This window comes from Actinokineospora auranticolor (assembly GCF_002934265.1).
Lineage (GTDB): Bacteria > Actinomycetota > Actinomycetes > Mycobacteriales > Pseudonocardiaceae > Actinokineospora > Actinokineospora auranticolor.
Genome location: NZ_PTIX01000005.1, coordinates 302,305 through 319,152, shown reverse-complemented (window position 1 = coordinate 319,152; position 16,848 = coordinate 302,305). Strand labels below are relative to the sequence as shown.

1 protein-coding gene and 1 pseudogene are annotated in these 16,848 nt (G+C 74.5%); both read right to left on the bottom strand.

Features of this window, described 5'->3' with window-relative positions; translation table 11 throughout:
• Nucleotides 1-8 precede the first annotated feature (8 nt).
• Nucleotides 9-5,084: pseudogene (locus tag CLV40_RS12145) on the bottom strand (SDR family NAD(P)-dependent oxidoreductase); the annotation flags it as partial.
• Nucleotides 5,077-16,836 carry a type I polyketide synthase gene (locus CLV40_RS38900; RefSeq protein ID WP_219823962.1) on the bottom strand — a complete coding sequence of 3,920 codons (11,760 nt, stop codon included), beginning with the start codon at nt 16,834-16,836 and terminating at the stop codon, nt 5,077-5,079. The pseudogene CLV40_RS12145 and the gene CLV40_RS38900, both read right to left, overlap by 8 nt.
• Nucleotides 16,837-16,848: the final 12 nt, after the last annotated feature.

The window sequence follows — 16,848 nt, the reverse complement described above, 5'->3', positions numbered from 1 at the left end:
CAGTCGTGTCAGGGGAGGTCGCGGATCCAGCGTTCGAGGGCTTCGGCGGTGGTGGGGGCGTGGTCCTCGACGAGGGTGAAGTGGGTGCCGGGGACGTCGACGGCGGTGTGCGGGAGGTCCCAGCTCGCCTGCCAGTCCTCCGGTTTGTCGCTCAGCGGCGGGCTGTGGGGCTCCGCGGCGCGCAGGAGCAGGGTCGGCGCGGAGATGGGTGGGGGTGTCCAGCCGCCGAAGAGGGACAGGTAGTGGGCGGTGGCGGTGAGGCGGGGGGTGGTCATCGGGGTCCAGGTGTGTTCTCGCTCGAACATGCCCTCGTCGAGGTCGCCGTCGAAGAGGGTGGCGATCTCGGTTGGTTCGAAGTAGACGTCCAGGAGGGCGACACCCGCGGGGTGGTGGCCGCGGTCTTCGAGGTGGGCGGCTATGGCGTGGGCCATGGTGCCGCCGGAGGAAAGCCCGGCCAGGACGAACGGTCGGCCGTCGGCGCAGTCGAGCACGGCGGCGGCCTGGGTGCCGAGCAGGACGTCGACGTCCCGGGGGAGGGCGTGGTCGCGTTCGAAGCCGGGGGGTTGGAGGACGGCGACCTCGCGCCTGCCGCGGAACGGCGTGGCCAGCCGGACGTACTCGTGGACGCCCCCGATGGCGACATACGTGCTGAACAGGATGATCACCGGGTCCGCCTTGCCCCGGGCCAGCCGGACGGGCGGGACGCGGTTGGCCGCCCCCGCGTCGGTGTCGAACTTGGCGCGGAGGTCGGCGGCGGCGGTCAGCAGCCGGTAGCCGTCGCCGATGCGGCCCTGTTCCCACGAGCTCCGGAAGAACGCGTACAGGGAGTCCGGTTCCGTGGCGGGTTCGGGTTCCTCCGCGTCGGTGAGCAGTCGGGTGATGGCGTCGACGCTGGGGTGCGCGAAGGCGAGGTCGGCGCGCAGCTGCCTGCCGGTGGCGGCGGCGATGGCGTTGCGGAGGCGGATCGACATGAGCGAGTCGAACCCCGCCTCCGGCAGGCTCCGCGCCGGGTCCAGGTCGGCGGGTGAGGCGTGGCCGAGGACCGACGCGACGAGCCCGCGCACCAGGGCGGGGATGTCGGTGACGTCCTCCACGGGCTCGACGGCGGGCGCGGCGGGTCGGGGGATCTCGGCGAGGAGCGGGGACGGGCGGCCGATGGTGAACGTGGGGGCGAACAGCGACCAGTCGAGGTCGGCGACGACGAGGGTGGTGTCGCCGTCGTGCAGGGCGCCGCGCAGCGCGTCGAGGGCGCGGTCCGGGTCCATCATGCGGTTGCCCCGCCGCGCCAAGGCGTCGGCGATGGCCGGGTCGCGGGCGAGGGTGCCGTCGCCGCCCCAGGCTCCCCAGGCCACGGAGGTGGCGGCGAGGCCCTGGGCGCGGCGCTGTTCGGCCAAGGCGTCGAGGTAGGCGTTGGCGGCGGCGTAGGCACCCTGGCCCGCGCCGCCCCAGACGCCCGCGCCGGAGGAGACGAGGATGAACGCGTCGAGGTCGGTGGTCAGCTCGTGCAGGTGGCGGGCGCCGTCGACCTTGGCGGCCATGGTCTCGGCGAGGTGCCGCGCGTCGATGTCGACCGTGGGCGCCGAGGTCAGCGCCCCGGCGGCGTGGACGACGGTGCGCACGTCGGTGTCGGCGAGCAGCGCGGCGACGGCATCGCGGTCGGCGATGTCGCAGGAGATCACCCGGACGGTCGCGCCCGCCGCGCGGAGGTCCGCGGCGAGTGCGTCGGCACCGGGTGCGTCCGTGCCCCGACGGCTGGTGAGGATGAGGTCGCGGGTCCCCAGACCGACGAGCCAGCGGGCCAGGAGAGCGCCGACCCCGGACGTGCCGCCGGTGACGAGCGCGGTGCCCTTCGGACACCAGGTCGGTTCGCCGACGCGCGGCGCGGCGGGGACGAGCCTGCGAGCCAGGAGTCCGTCTCGGACAGCGATCTGGTCCTCGCCGGTGGCGTTCACGGCCCGCGCGAGGAGGTCCCAGGTGCGCTCGTCGGCGGCCTCGGGGAAGTCGACGAGACCGCCCCAGCGGGTGGGGTGTTCGAGCGCGGCCACCCGACCCAATCCCCAGATCGCGGCCGCCTCCGGAGTCGGCGCCGAGTCCGAAGTGGACACCGCGTGGCGAGTGGCGAGCCAGAGTCGGCCGGAGCCGGGGGTGTCGAGGGCGCGGACGAGGGCCACGGCGTCGAGGAGCGTGCCGGGCAGGGCGAGGGCGTTGTCGAACTCGGCGAGTGCCCGCTCGGCGTCGGCGGTGATCTCCACGTCGGCACCGAGTCGTCGCAGCGCCTCGGCGATGGGCTGGTGGTCCGCCGTGCCGATGATCGCCCAGCGGCCCGGTCGGCCGGGGCGGTCGACGGGAACGGGGCGCCACCGGACGCGGTAGCGCCAAGCAGGCGACTGCGGCGGGGCGATCTCCGGCCAGTAGCGGCGGTGCTGGAAGGCATACGGCGGAAGCGCGGCGGGAACCCGGTCGCCGGGGAACACGGTCCGCCAGTCGACCGCGATGCCCTGGTCGTGGGCCTCGGTGAGCGCGGCCAGAACGCGTTCGGGCCCGCCGTCCTGGCGGCGCAGCGTTCCGGCGGCGGCGACCCGCGCCCCCGTGTCCTGGGCGACCTCCGCCAGCGCGGGCAGCAGCGTCGGATGCGGGCTGACCTCGACGAACCCGTGGATCCCACCCGCCAGCGCCTTGCGCACGGCCTGGTGGAAGCGGACGGGCTCCCGGGTGTTGTCCCACCAGTAGGCCGCGTCCATCCGGCCGGTGTCGATCAGGTCACCGGTGACCGTCGAGTACAGCGGGATCTCAGACGCCTTCGGGGCCACAACGGCGAGTTCGGCGCGCAGCGCGTCGCGGTAGCGGTCGATCTGCGGTGAGTGCGCCGCGATCCCGATTCCCCGCACGCGCCGGTGCCCGACCCCGTCGGCCGTCAACTCGGCGGCGAGTTCGTCGAGCGCGCCAACCTCTCCGGAAACCGTTGTGGCATAAGGACTGTTGTCGGCGGCAACCGCGATGACACCGCCCCACGGCTCGATCCGCCGGGCAACCTCGTCGGCGGGCAACGACACCGCGTGCATCCCGCCGAGCCCGGCCAACTCCTGCCAGAACCCGCTCCGCCTGGCGACGATCCGCGCCCCGTCACGCAGACTCAGCGCCCCGACGACGCAGGCAGCGGCGATCTCCCCTTGCGAGTGCCCGACGACCGCGTCCGGCGCGACACCGTGCGCGCGCCAGACCTCGGCGAGGGACACCATCATCGCCCACAGCGCGGGCTGGACGACGTCGATCCGGTCCAGCGACGGCGCCCCGGGAGCACCGAGCAGGACGTCCAGCACGGGCCAGTCCACGAACTCCCCCAACGCCTCGACACACTCGTCGAGGCGTCGAGCGAACACGGGGTCCGAGCGCAGCGGCCCGGCCATGCCCTCCCACTGCGACCCCTGGCCGGGGAACACGAACAGCACACCGCTCCCGGTGCGCGCCCGCGTGGTCTCCTCGACAGCACCCAGCCGGTCAAGGAGCTCTTCACGGCCGGCGGCGACAAACCCGGCCCGATGCTCGAAAGCGGTGCGGTGCAGCGCGAGAGTCCGACCGATGTCGGACAGCGACAAGTCGGGACGGTCGAGCACGTGCGTCCGCAACGCGGCGGCCTGCGCCCGCACACCACCAGGAGTCCTGCCGGACAACAGGATCGGCGCCCGCGCAACGGAAAACTCAGGCTCCGGGGCGGTTTCCGGCTGTTCGAGGATCACATGAGCGTTGGTACCGCTGATCCCGAAAGAAGACACCGCCGCTCGACGAACCGGTGTGTCCGGCCAAGGTTCCGCGGCGGCCAGCAACTCCACCGACCCGGCGGTCCAGTCGACCTTGGTGGTGGGGTGCTCCGCGTGCCGGGACGCGGGCAGAACGCCGTGCCGCATCGCCTCGATCGCCTTGATGACACCCGCCACGCCCGCCGCCGCCTGCGTGTGACCGAGGTTCGACTTGATCGACCCCAACCGGGCCGGACGCGCGCGGTGCTGCCCGTACGTGGCGAGGATGGCCTGCGCCTCGATCGGGTCCCCGAGCGTGGTGCCGGTGCCGTGGGCCTCGATCAGGTCGACGGTGTCGGGGGCGATCCGCGCGTCGGCGAGCGCCTGGGCGATGACCCGCCGCTGCGCGGGCCCGTTGGGCGCGGAGATGCCGTTGCTGGCGCCGTCGGAGTTGACGGCGCTGCCCCGGACCACCGCGTGCACGGGGTGGCCGTGGCGGCGCGCGTCGGAGAGCCGTTCCAGCAGCAGCACGCCGACGCCCTCGGCGAACCCGGCGCCGTCGGCGTGGTCGGAGAACGGTTTGCACCGGCCGTCGCGGGCGAGGCCGCGCTGCTTGGTGAAGGACACGAACAGGCCGGGGGTGGCCATGACCGACACCCCGCCCGCCAGCGCGAGCGTCGCGTCGCCCGCGCGCAGGGCCCGGGCCGCCAGGTGCAGGGCGACCAGGGACGACGAGCAGGCGGTGTCGATGGTGACCGCCGGGCCCTGCAGCCCGAGCGCGTAGGCGACGCGGCCGGACAGGACGCTGCCCGCGTTGCCGGTGCCCGCGTGGTCCTGGGCGCCCTCGTCGTGGGCGAGCAGTGCCGCGTAGTCGTGGTACATCAGGCCGGCGAACACCCCGGTCCGGCTCTCGCGGAGCGTGGTCGGGTCGATGCCCGCGTGTTCGACGGCCTCCCACGAGACCTCCAGCAGCAGCCGCTGCTGCGGGTCCATGGCGCGGGCCTCGGTCGGGGAGATGCCGAAGAACCCGGCGTCGAAGTCGGCGGCGTCGTGCAGGAAGCCGCCTTCGCGCGCGTACGAGGTGCCGGGGTGGTCGGGGTCGGGGTGGTAGAGCCCTTCGAGGTCCCAGCCCCGGTCGGCGGGGAACGGGGTGATCGCGTCCCGGCCGTCGGCGACCAGCCGCCACAGGTCGTCCGGTCCGCGCACCCCGCCGGGGAACCGGCAGGCCATGCCGACCACGGCGATCGGCTCGGTGTCGCGTTCCTCCAGCTCCCGGACGCGGGCGGTGGCGGCGTCGAGGTCGCCGACGACCCGTTTCAGGTAGTACCGCAACTGCTCCTCAGTCGGCATCGGCTGCTCCGTAGCGCTGTCCCAGCACCTCGAACAGGTCCGCGTCCGGGACGTCCACGGGTTCGGCGGTGCCGGTCGGGGTGGGGGTGCCCCAGCGGCCGATCAGCTCGGTCAGCCGGGCCAGGGCGGTGGTGCGGAGGAGGTCGTCCCGGTCGAGCCCGGACAGGGCCGTTTCGAGCCGGTCCAGGTCGTCGAGGACCGAGGAGTCCTGGTCGGGGGCCAGTTCCGCGAGCAGGTGCGCCACCAGCGCCTTGGGCGTGGGGTGGTCGAAGACCAGGGTCGGCGGCAGGCGCAGGGCGGTCGCGGCGGTGAGGCGGTTGCGGAGTTCGACGGCGGTGAGGGAGTCGAAGCCGAGGTCGCGGAAGGGGCGCTGCTCGTCGATCTCGTCGGCCGCGGTGAAGCCGAGCACGTCGGCGACGTGCGACCGGAGCAGCGCGGCCAGTGCCTCGGCCCGCTTCGCCGCGGGCATCGCCCTGAGGTCGTCCGCGACGGACTTCGGCTGGGCGGCGGCGGTGGTGGGTGGGACGAGCCGGTGCCAGATCGGCGCGGGGCCCCGGGCCCGGAGGGCGGACAGGTCGAGGCGGGTGGCGACGACGACCGGGGCGTCGGCGGCCAGGGCGCGGTCGAACAGCGCGAGCCCGTCGTCGTCGGTCAGGGGGATGGTGCCCGCGCGGGCGAGCCGGGCCAGGCCCGCTTCGCCGAGTCCGCCGGTCAGTTCGGTGGCCGAAGCCCACGGCCCCCAGGCGATGGCGGTGGCGGGCAGCCCGTCGGCGCGGCGGCGCTGGGCGAGGGCTTCGATGGCGGCGTTGGCGGCGGCGTAGTTGCCCTGGCCCGCGCCGCCGAGGACGCCCGCGGCGGAGGAGAACAGGATGAAGCGGTCCACGTCGGTGGCGAGGTCGTGCAGGTTGAGCGCGCCCTGGACCTTGGCGGCGAACACCCGCTCGACGCGGTCGCGGTCGAGGGACCCGATGACGCCGTCGTCGAGGGCGCCCGCGGTGTGGATGACGGTGGTCGGCCGGTGCTCGGCGAGGACCGCGGCCAGCCGGTCCCGGTCGGTGACGTCGCAGGCGACGATCGAGATCGCGGGCAGCTCGGCCACCAGCTCGGCCGCGCCGGGCGCGTCCGGGCCGCGGCGGCTGAGCAGGACGAGCGAGCGGACGCCGTGCGCGGTGACGAGGTGCCGGGCGACGCGGGCGCCGAGCCCGCCGGTGCCGCCGGTGATGAGGACCGTGCCCGCCGGGGTGAACGGCCGCGGTTCCGCCGGGGGCAGCGGGGTGAGCCTGGGGACGTGCGGCCGTCCGGCGCGGAGCGCGAGCTGGGTCTCCCCCGCCGCGATGGCCCGGGCGAGGGTGTCGTGCGGGGTGGGGCCGTCGGTGTCGACGAGCAGGAACCGGTCGGGCTGCTCGGTCTGCGCGGACCGCACCAGACCCCAGGCGGCGGCGAGCGCCGGGTCGGGGCGCGCCCCCGCGACGGCGTTCCCGGTCACGATGGCCAGGTGTTCCGCGTGGGGTTCGCGGACGAGTTCGAGTGCGCGGACAGCACTGTCCGCTGGGGACCCGGATTCCAGCGTGACGATCCGCAGCGGGACCGGTCCGGGGGCCGGGGGCAGGTCGACGGGTGTCCACTCCACACCGAGGAGCCCGCCGGCCGCGCGGCTGCCCGCGGTCAGCCGGGCGGGGTCGACCGGGCGCAGGACCAGGGCGTCGACGTGGGCGATCACCTGGCCGAGGTCGTCGGCGAGGGTGATGGTGACGGCGCCGTCGTCGGCGCGGGCGAGGCGGACCCGGGCGGTGGCGCGGCCGGTGTCGGCGAGGTGCGCGCCGGTCCAGGAGAACGGGAGCGCGACGCGGGCGTCCGGGTCCGGGGTGTCGCCGGGTGCGCCGAGCGCGTGCAGCGCGGCGTCGAAGAGGGCCGGGTGCAGCCGGAATCCGCGCGCGGTGTGCTCGTCCTGCTCGGGCAGGGCCACTTCGGCGAACAGTTCCCGGCCGCGCCGCCAGGCTTGGCGCAGCCCGGCGAAGGACGGGCCGTAGTGCAGGCCCGCTTGGGCCACGGCGGCGTAGAGGGCGGGGACGTCGATCTCGGTGGCGCCGGTCGGGGGCCAGGGGAAGTCGGCCGCCGGTCCGGCCTGCCGGGTGGCGTGGCCCGCGGCGTGCCGGGTCCACGGTGTGCCGTCGGGGGCGTCGGCGGGCCGGGAGAAGAGCTCGACGGGGCGGCGCCCGTCGTCCGGGGCGCCGACGGAGACCTGGAGGTCGACGGTCGCGCCGGGCGGGAGGACGAGCGGGGCGGCGAGGGTGAGTTCGTCGAGGTGGGGGTGGCCCGCGCGGGCGGCGGCGGTCGTGGCGAGTTCGACGAAGGCCGTGCCGGGGAACAGGACCGTGCCGCTGACGGCGTGGTCGGCCAGCCAGGGGTGGGTGGCGGTGGAGACCCGGCCCCGGAGGACGAGGCCGTCGGTGCCGGGGAGGTCGACGACGTCGCGGACGAACGGGTGGCCGCTCGGGTCGGGGGCCGTGGGCGCCGCGGCCGAGCCGCGCGGCCAGAAGTGCTTGCGCTGGAACCGGTACGTGGGCAGGTCCGGGACCGGGCCGGTGGGGTTCGCGGGGAAGAGGGTGGCCCAGTCCGGCTCGACGCCGTGGGCGTGGGCGCGGGCGAGCGCGGCGCGGAACTCGTCCGGGCCGCCGTGGTCGCGGCGCAGGGTGCCCAGGGCGGCGGCGGGGGCGTCGACGTCGTCGATCGTGCCCTCGACACCGAAGGTCAGGACGGGGTGGGGGCTCATCTCCAGGAAGACGTTGTGGTCGCGGTCGAGGAGGGCGCGCACGACCTCGTCGAAGCGGACGGGGAGGCGGAGGTTGTCGTACCAGTAGGCCGTGGTCAGTTCGGCGGTGTCGATTCGGCGACCGCGAACGGTCGAGTAGAAGGGGATGTCGCCGGTTCGGGGTCGGATGTCGTCCAAAGTGGTCAGAAGCTCGCTGTGGATGCGTTCGACGTGCGCGGAGTGCGAGGCGTAGTCGACGGGGACGCGTTTCGCCCGCACGTCTCGTTTCTCGCACTCGGCGAGGAACGCGGTGATGGCTTCGGCGTCACCGGACACGACTGTCGATTGTGGACCATTTGTCGCGGCTACCGAGAGCCCGGCGGTGAGGAGTTCCTCGACGCGGGCCGCCGAGAGGGTGACCGACACCATGCCGCCTTGACCGCTGAGCGCGCGCAGGGCCTGGGATCGACGTGTGACGACCTTGGCCGCGTCGCGCAGGGACAGGGCGCCCGCGACGTGCGCGGCGGCGATCTCGCCCTGGGAGTGGCCGATCACGGCGCCCGGGGTGACGCCGTGGGCGCGCCAGAGGCGGGCGAGGGCGACCATGACGGCGAAGAGGGCGGGTTGCACGACGTCGACGCGGTCGAGGGGTTCGGCGCGGGTGAGGGTGTCGAGGAGGGACCAGTCGGTGAACCGGTCGATCTCGGTGGCGCAGTCCTCGATGGCGGCGCGGAAGACCGGGCGCGCCATGAGCTCCACGGCCATGGCGGGCCATTGCGAGCCTTGGCCGGGGAAGACGAAGACCGGTCGGGCACCGGGGCGGGCCGTGCCGTGGATTTCCGGTGCGCCCGCCGCTATGGCGGCGAGACCGTCCAGGACGGATTCGTTGTCGTTCGCGAGGACGACGGCTCGGTGGTCGAAGCGGGCGCGGGTGGTGGTGATGCGGTGCGCGACTGCGGTGCGGTTCCAGTTTTGTTGCTTGGCAAGGGTTTCTTTGAGGGCGCGCGCTTGGTCGCTCAGGGCCGCGGGAGTGCGGGCGGAGAGGACCAGGGGCACCGGTTCGGCGTGGTCCGCGGGGGTTGGGGGTTGGGTCGGGGTGTGTTCGAGGATGACGTGGGCGTTGGTGCCGCCGATGCCGAAGGCCGAGATGGCGGCGCGGCGCGGACGTCCGGTGGCGGGCCAGGGGCGGGTCTCGGTGAGGATCTCGACGGCGCCTTCGGTCCAGTCGACGTGGGTGGAGGGGCGGTCGACGTGCAGCGTCCTGGGGAGGGTGCCGTGACGCAGGGACTCGACGAGTTTGATCAGCCCGGCCATGCCCGCGGCGGCCTGGGTGTGGCCGATGTTGGACTTCACCGAGCCGAGCCAGAGGGGGCGGTCGCGGTCCTGGCCGTAGGTGGCGAGGATGGCCTGCGCCTCGATCGGGTCGCCCAGCCGGGTGCCCGTACCGTGCGCCTCGACCGCGTCCACTTCGGACGGTGCGAGGTCCGCGTCGGCGAGGGCCCGGGTGATGACCCGTTCCTGGGAGGGGCCGTTGGGGGCGGTGAGGCCGTTGGAGGTGCCGTCGGAGTTGACGGCGCTGCCGCGGATGACGGCCAGCACCTCGTGCCCGGCGCGGTGGGCGTCCTCGAGGCGTTCCACGACCAGCACACCGGCGCCCTCACCCCAACTGGTGCCGTCGGCCGCGTCGGCGAACGCCTTGCACCGCCCGTCAGCGGCGAGTCCGCCCTGCATCTCGAACTCGGCGAACAGGCCGTCGGTGGCCATCACCGCGACGCCGCCGACGATGGCCAGCCCGCACTCGCCCGCCCGCAGCGCCCGCACGGCGAGGTGGAGGGCGACGAGGGAGGAGGAGCAGGCGGTGTCGACCGACATCGTGGGACCTTGGGTGCCGAGCACGTAGGCGATGCGGCCGGAGGCGACACTCGGCGACGTCCCGGTGACGGCGAAGCCACTGGCCTCCCCCAGCCCTCCCCCGGCGGATTGGTACACCGAGTGGGACAGACCGGCGAACACCCCGGCATCGCTGTCCCGCAACCCGTGCGGGTCGACCCCGGCCCGCTCCAACGCCTCCCAGGTGCACTCCAGCAACCACCGCTGCTGCGGGTCCATCGCGGTGGCCTCACGGGGAGAGATCCCGAAGAACTCGGCGTCGAACTCGGCGGCGGTGTGCACGAACCCACCGAGCCCGTCGGTGGCGGCCCACCCCCGGTCGCTCGGGAACGGCCCGATCGCGTCGACCTCCGCCTCGACCAACTCCCACAACGCGGCAGGCGAGTCGACCCCACCGGGGAACCGACACGCCATCCCGACAATCGCGATCGCCCCTGGGGAGTTATCCACAGGCGGCTCGCTGACCTGCCCGTTTCGTCGGTCCTGCGCGGTAGAATGGAAAACCGGGGGCTCCCCGGGCTGCTCGGCTGGCGGCTGCCCGAAATCGGCGGCCGGGGACGAGGTGTGGGGCCGGGTGGCCTGGGTGAGCTTGGCCTCGGCGGGCTCGTTGGGCTGCGCGGGGTTCGGAGCGGGGTCGGCGGTGCGGGTGGGCTCGGCGGAGTCGGCGACGCGCGCGGGCTGGGCGGTGCGGCCATGCCAGGCGGGGTTGGCGACGAGGCTGGGCTCGGCGGATTGGGTGGTGCCTGCGAACTCGGCTGCGCGGCCGGGCTCGGTAGGAGCGGCGGGACTGCCGAGTCCAGAGGGGTCGACAGTGCGGACAGGCCCAGCGGAGTGGCCGGACCCAGCGGAGCCGGCAGCGCGGGCGGCATCGCCAATGCGGCCGGACCCGACGGAATCGGTAGCGTGCGCGGCATCGACGGAGTGGCCGGACCCAGCAGAGCTGGCAGCGTCTGCGGCGTCGGCGGAGTGGGTGGCCCCGGCGGAGCCGGCAACGCGGGCGGCATCGGCGGAGTGGGTGGCCCCAGCAGAGCCGGCAGCGTGCGCGGCATCGACGGAGCGGGTCGCCCCGGCGGAGCCGGCAGCGCGGGCGGCATCGCCAATGCGGCCGGACCCGACGGAATCGGTAGCGTGCGCGGCATCGACGGAGCGGGTGGCCCCGGCGGAGCCGGCAGCGTGCGCGGGTTCGGCGGTGCGGCCACGAGTGGCGCGAGTGGGGTCGGCGGCGGATCGGGTCAGGTTCTTGAGGAGGTGCGCGGTGAGCGTGGTGACGTCCGGGTAGTCGAAGACCAGGGAGGCGCGCAGGCGCAGGCCGGTGGTCGTGGCCAGGCGGTTGCGGAGGTCCACCGCCGTGAGGGAGTCGAAGCCGAGGTCCTTGAAGGTGCGGCGGTGGCCTATCTCGCGGATCGAGTCGTGGCCGAGGACGGCCGCCACCTGGCGGCGGACGATGTCGGTCAGGGTGGTGTGGCGTTCGTCTTCGGGGAGTGCGGCGAGGGTCGCCGCCAGGTCGTTCGGTTTGGGGGTGTCCGCGGTCCGCGCTTGGCGGCGGGGGGTGCCGATGAGGCCGCGCAGGAGGGGTGGGACCTGGTCGGGGATGGTGGCGGGGCCGCCGACGAGGACGGGGGCCAGGATGGGGCGGTCGCTGTCCAGCGCGGTGTCGAGCAGGGCCATGCCGCTGGTGGCGGTGAGCAGTCGCAGGCCGGAGCGGGCCATGCGGGCGGTGTCGGTGGTGGTGAGCGCGCCTACTTTGCCGCCCTCCCAGGGTCCCCAGGCGAGTGAGGTCGCGGGCAGGCCGAGGCTGTGCCGGTACTCGGCGAACGCGTCGAGTGCGGCGTTGGCGGCGGCGTGGTTGCCCTGCCCGGCGCTGCCGAGGAGACCCGCCACGGACGAGAACAGCACGAAGTGGCTGGGGTCGTGGGGCAGCGTCAGCTCGTGCAGCCACTGGGCGGCGTCGAGCTTGGCGGAGAGGACGTGGTCGACGCGGTCGGGGGTGAGGCCGGTGACGACGGCGTCGTCCAGCACCCCGGCCGCGTGGAAGACGGCGGCGATCGGTCCGGCGTCGGCGATGGCGGCGGCGAGCGCGCCGCGGTCGGTGACGTCGCAGGCCAGGGCGCGCACGCCCGGTTCGGTGTTCGGGGCGCGGCCGGTGCGGCTGAGCAGGAGCACGTCCCGGACGCCGTGGCGGGTGCGCAGGTGCTGGGCGAGCAGGCCGCCGAGGTGCCCGGTGCCGCCGGTGATCAGCACGGTGCCGTCCTTGATCGGCCGTTTCCCCGGCGCCCCCGCGAGCCGGACCAGCCGCCGGACGTGGGCGGTCCCCCCGCGCAGCGCGACCTCGGGCAGCCCGGAGGCGAGGGCGGCGGGCAGCAGGTGCGACGACTCCGCGTCCGAGTCGACCGCGACGATCCGGCCGGGGTTCTCGGTCGCGGCCGAGCGCACGAGCCCGAGGACAGCGGCGGACGCGATGTCCCGCGTGGTGGTGCGGACGACGAGCCTGCCATCACCGGAGAGGGTGTCGTGGATGGCGGCCAACGTCTTGTGGAGCTGGACCCTCGGGTCGCCGCCGGTGACGGTGAGGACACGCGCGTCGGACGCGTGCTCGGCGACCGGTAGCTCGACCGGGGTCCACCGGGGCTCGAGGAGCGGCTCGGCGGTGGCCGTGAACGCCGCCGGGTCGACGGGGCGGAGGCTCACGGCGGCGATGGTGAGGACCGGGGCGCCGGTGTCGTCGACGGCGGTGAGCTCGACGGCGTCGGGGGTGGTGGGGGTGAGCCGGACGCGGAGGCGGCTCGCGCCGGTGGCGTGCAGGGTGACGCCGTCGAAGGAGAAGGGGACGCGGGCGGGGCCGTCAGCGGCGAGGGCGATGCCCTGGAGGGCGGCGTCGAGGAGGGCGGGGTGGAGGACGTGGTGGGCGCGGGCGGCGGCGTCGGGGAGGGTGACGTCGAGGTAGAGGGAGTCGTCGTGGGTCCAGGCGGCGGTGAGGCCGCGGAAGAGGGGGCCGTAGGCGAGGCCCGCGGCGGCTAGGCCGGCGTAGAAGTCGGTGGTGTCGAGCGGGCAGGCATTCGCGGGAGGCCACGGCGCGGAGGCGAGGGGGTGCTGGACGGCACCACGGCCACGAGACGACGAGTCGGAACCGGCCCGGCGACCCGCGGCATCGGGCGGGGGCACGTTCTCGGGAGGCCCCGACGCGAAAGGAGCTGGGGTGCCAGCGGAGTGCTCGACGACCTCAGGATCACGAGGCGACAAGTCAGATGTGGCACCGGCGTGGTGATCGGGGGCGCCGGGCGAAGCACCCCGCGGCCGTGAGGCTGTGGTGTCGAGCGCGCGGGCGTCCTCAGGAGGCCGAGGAGCAAACGGAACCGCGGAGCCAACAGAGCGCTCGGCAACCTCTTGGCCACGGGACGACGAGTCGGGCGCGGAACCGGCCCGGCGATCGGGGGCGTCGATCGACACTTCTCGCGGCGGATAGTCCAGTGTGGACGCTTTGAGTCGGGATGTGTCAGCCGGTTCGACCGGATGGGCGGCGGCCAGCTTCGACTCCGCCGTGGACTCGGCGAGAGTTCCGATGGCGCCGGTCGCGGCGACCGAAGCAGTTCCCGAGGATGAGTCCAGCGTGGACATTGCGGAGAGGGTCTCCGGTTGGGACGCGTCCGCTGGTTGGGTCGGGAGGGCGGCGAGTGTTGACTCGGCCAGGGTGCCGGTGGCGTGGAGGGTCCAGGGGGTGTGGGGGTCCGCGTCCTCGGGGTGGGAGTGGATGGTGATGGTGTCGCCATCGAGGGTGACCTGGAGGCGGGTGGCGCCTGTCTCCGGGAGGAGGAGGGGTGCTACCAGGGTGAGGTCGGCGATCGCGTCGCGGGCGAGGATGTCGCCTGCGCGGAGGGCGAGGTCGACGAAGCCGGTGCCGGGGTAGACCACCGTGCCGCCGACGGTGTGGTCGGCGAGCCACGGGTGGGTGGCGAGTGAGACTCGGCCGGACAGCACGTGGCCGCCGCCCGCGAGTGGGACCGCTGCGCCGAGGATGGCGTGGTCGGTGAGGGGGGTGAGGCCGAGTGCGGTCGCGTCCTGGCGGGCGGTGGCGGGGGTCGGCCAGAAGCGGCGGTGCCGGAACGGGTACGTCGGCAGCGGGATGGCGGTCGCCTTGGGGAACGCGGGGGTCCAGTCGACGGTGGCGCCGCGGACGTGGATCTCGGCGGCGGAGGTGAGGAACCGGCGGTAGCCGCCGTCGTCGCGGCGGAGGGTGCCGGTGGTGACGGCGCGGGCGTCCTTGGCGTCGATGGTTTCCTGGACGGCCATGGTGAGCACGGGCTGGGGGCTGAGTTCGACGAAGGTGTCGTGGCCCGCGTCCAGCAGCGACTCGACCACCGGTTCGAAGCGGACTACCTGGCGCAGGTTGCGGTACCAGTACGCGCCGTCGAGTTCGGGGCCGTCGAGGGTGGTGCCGGTGACCGTGGAGTGGAACGGGGTGGTGGCGCGGCCGGGTGTGATGTCGGCGAGTTCGGCGCGCAGGCGGTCCTGGATGGCCTCGACCTGCGGCGAGTGGGAGGCGTAGTCCACGGGAATCCGGCGGTTGCGGATGTCGCGGGCGTCCCAGCGGGCCTGGAGTTCGTCGAGCCCGGCCGGGTCACCCGCCACGACGATCGACGACGCGCCGTTGATCGCGGCCACGGACACGCCGGGCACGTCGGCCAGGTCGGCCTCGACGTCGGCCAGCGGGAGGCGCACGGACGCCATGCCGCCGGTGCCGTGCAGGACGGTCAGCTCGCGGCTGCGCACCGCGACGACCTTCGCGGCGTCGGCCAGCGACAACGCCCCGGCGACGTGCGCGGCGGCGATCTCGCCCTGGGAGTGCCCGATCACCGCGTCCGGGTGGACGCCGTGCGCGGCCCACAGGGCGGCCAGCGCGACCATCACCGCGAACAGCGCGGGCTGCACGACGTCCACCCGCTCCAGCGACGGCGCGTCCGGGCCGCCGCGCAGGGCGGCGGTCAGGGAGAAGTCGACGTGCGGGGCCAGGGCGGCCTCGCAGTCGCGGATGCGGGCGGCGAAGACCGGGGAGGTGTCGAGGAGCTCCCGCGCCATGCCGATCCACTGGGCACCCTGCCCGGGGAAGACGAACACGACCCGCCCGTCGAGGTCCGCGACGCCCTCGACGACCCCGTCCCTCAAGGTGCCCGCGGCAACGACGTCGAGCCCAGCGGCACCGAGCCCGACCACCACCGCCCGATACCCCAACCGCGCCCGCGTCGTGGCGAGCGAGAACCCGAGATCGGCAACCGAGATCCCACCCGCGCGGCGTGCGGACGTCGGACTCCCGAGGTCTGCTCCCGACACCCCGGAAACCGCACCGCCCCCGACATTCCCCGCTACCGCTTCCCGCGCACCAAGAGCCATAGCGGTCGCCCCCGGCTCCACGTCGTGATCCTCCTGGCCCGCACGGCCCACCCACGACGCAACGGTCCGGCTCCCGTGATCGGCCCCCGACACCCCGGAAACCACACCACCGCCCGCGTTCCCACCTGCCATTTCCCGCGCACCACTCGCGGTAGCGGTCGCCCCGCGGTCTTCCGGGGTCGAGTTGTCCACAGGCTTGATCGTCTTGTTCGGGTTCTGTCGGTGCTGCCCGGTAGCATCGATATCGGGGGCCGGAGGCATACCCCTCAGCCGTGCGGCGTACTCGCGCAGCGCCTCCTCCGAGGCCGCCGACAGCACCAACGGCACCACCTCGACCTCTTCGGACTCGACGACCTCCGCCGCGTCCCCCTGTTCCAGGATCACGTGCGCGTTCGTCCCGCTGACCCCGAACGACGACACCGCCGCCCGGCGCGGTCGGTCGACCTCGGGCCACGCCCGCCGCTCCCGCACCAGTTCCACCGCGCCCGAACTCCAGTCGACCCGGGTGGTGGGTTGGGTGGCGTGGAGGGTCGCGGGGAGTTGCGCCTCGCGCAGGGCGAAGACGGTCTTGATCACGCCCGCGAGGCCGGCCGCCGCCTGGGAGTGGCCGATGTTCGACTTCACCGAGCCGAGCCAGAGGGACCGGTCGCGGTCCTGGCCGTAGGTCGCCAGGAGGGCCTGCGCCTCGATCGGGTCGCCCAGCGCGGTCCCGGTGCCGTGCGCTTCGACGAAGTCCACATCGGACGAAGACAGCCCGGCGTCCGCGAGTGCCCGGGTGATGACCCGTTGCTGTGACGGGCCGTTGGGGGCGGTCAGGCCGTTGGAGGCGCCGTCGGAGTTCACGGCGGAGCCGAGGACCGTGGCCAGGACGGGGCGGCCCGCGCGGCGGGCGTCGGACAGGCGCTGGACGACCAGGACGCCGACGCCCTCCGCCCACGCGATGCCGTCGGCGCCCTCGGCGAAGGGCTTGCAGCGGCCGTCGGCGGCCAAAGTGCCCTGACGACCGAACTCCAGGAACGCCCCCGGCGTCGACATCACCGTCACCCCGCCGACCAGGGCCGCCGAGCACTCCCCCCGCCGCAGCGACTGGACCGCCTGGTGCAGCGCGACCAGCGACGACGAACAGGCCGTGTCCACCGACAGCGCCGGCCCCTCCAAGCCGAGCACGTACGCGACCCGACCCGAGAGCACGGACGCCAACGTCCCCGTGGCGATGTGACCGGCGACCTCCGCCACGTCCCCCGACGCCGCCAGCAGTGCCGGGTAGTCCTGCCCGCTGGTCCCGACGAACACCCCCGTGTCCGAACCGGCCAGCCCCGTCGGGTCGAGCCCCGCCGACTCCAACGCCGCCCACGCGCACTCCAGCAGCAACCGCTGCTGGGGGTCCATGGCCAGCGCCTCGCGCGGTGAGATGCCGAAGAGCCCGGCGTCGAAACCCGCGACGTCGTCGAGGAAGCCGCCGACGGGGACCGCGCCCGCCGCGGCCAACTCCGCCAGGTCCCAGCCCCGGTCCGCGGGCACCGGGCCGACCGCGTCGGTCTCGGCGAGCAGCAGCTCCCACAGCGCCTCCGGGTCGGCGGCGCCCGGGTAGCGGCAGGCCATGCCGACGATGGCCACGGGCTCCTCCCGCCGGTCCTCCAACTCGCGCACCCGGCGGTTGGCCTCGCGCAGGTCGGTCGTCGCGCGCTTGAGGTAGTCGCGCAGTTTCTGCTCAACGCTCACCGGGGAACACGC